General features: G+C 68.6%; 1 protein-coding gene. It reads left to right on the top strand.

What is annotated here, in order from left to right:
• Positions 1-1,316: glucose-6-phosphate isomerase (gene pgi / locus IG88_RS0137705; RefSeq protein ID WP_031051378.1), on the top strand; the 1,316-nt coding region annotated here is incomplete at both ends.

Here is a 1,316-nt window from a genome sequence, read left to right as displayed (position 1 = left end):
TGCGGCTGCTGCGTGAACTGGCCGCGGCGACCGATGTGTTCGGGCTGCGGGACGCCATGTTCCGCGGTGAGCGCATCAACATCACCGAGGACCGGGCCGTCCTGCACACCGCGCTGCGGGCCCCGCGGGACGTCGTCAACGTCGGCATCGGCGGCTCGGACCTGGGCCCCGCGATGGCCTACGAGGCACTGCGCGCCTTCACCGACCGCTCGCTCACGGTCCGCTTCGTCTCCAACGTGGACGGCGCCGACCTGCACGAGGCGGTCCGCGACCTCGACCCCGCCGAGACACTGTTCGTCATCGCCTCCAAGACCTTCACCACCATCGAGACGATCACCAACGCCACCTCGGCGCGCTCGTGGCTCCTCGACGGTCTCGGCGGCGACGAGAAGGCGGTGGCCAAGCACTTCGTGGCGCTGTCCACCAACGCCGGCAAGGTCGCGGACTTCGGCATCGACACGGCCAACATGTTCGAGTTCTGGGACTGGGTCGGCGGCCGGTACTCGTTCGACTCCGCCATCGGCCTGTCCCTGATGATCGCCATCGGCCCGGACCGCTTCCGCGAGATGCTCGACGGCTTCCGCATCGTCGACGAACACTTCCGCACCGCCCCCGCCGAGTCCAACGCACCGTTGCTGCTGGGCCTGCTGGGCATCTGGTACGGCGACTTCCTGGGCGCCCAGTCCCACGCGGTGCTGCCCTACTCGCACTACCTGTCGAAGTTCACGGCCTACCTCCAGCAACTGGACATGGAGTCCAACGGCAAGTCCGTGGACCGCGAGGGCAACCCGGTCCAGTGGCAGACCGGACCGGTGGTGTGGGGCACGCCCGGCACCAACGGGCAGCACGCCTACTACCAGTTGATCCACCAGGGCACCAAGCTGATCCCGGCGGACTTCATCGGCTTCGCCCGGCCCGTGGACGAACTGGGCGAGGGGCTCAAGGCCCAGCACGACCTGCTGATGGCCAACTTCTTCGCCCAGACCCAGGCCCTCGCCTTCGGCAAGACCCCCGACGAGGTACGCGCCGAAGGAGTGCCCGAGGAACTGGTCCCGCACAAGACCTTCCGCGGCAACCACCCCACCACCACCGTCCTGGCCGCCGAGCTGACCCCGTCCGTCCTCGGCCAGCTCATCGCCCTCTACGAACACAAGGTCTTCGTCCAGGGCGCCGTCTGGAACATCGACTCCTTCGACCAGTGGGGCGTCGAGCTCGGCAAGGTACTCGCCAAGCGCGTCGAACCGGCCCTCACCGAGGGCACCGACGTACCCGGCCTCGACCCCTCCACGGCCGCGCTCGTGGCCGCCTACCGTGAA

This window comes from Streptomyces sp. NRRL F-5650 (assembly GCF_000721365.1).
Classification (GTDB): Bacteria; Actinomycetota; Actinomycetes; order Streptomycetales; family Streptomycetaceae; genus Streptomyces; species Streptomyces ardesiacus.
This window is presented reverse-complemented; position numbering and strand designations above follow the sequence as displayed.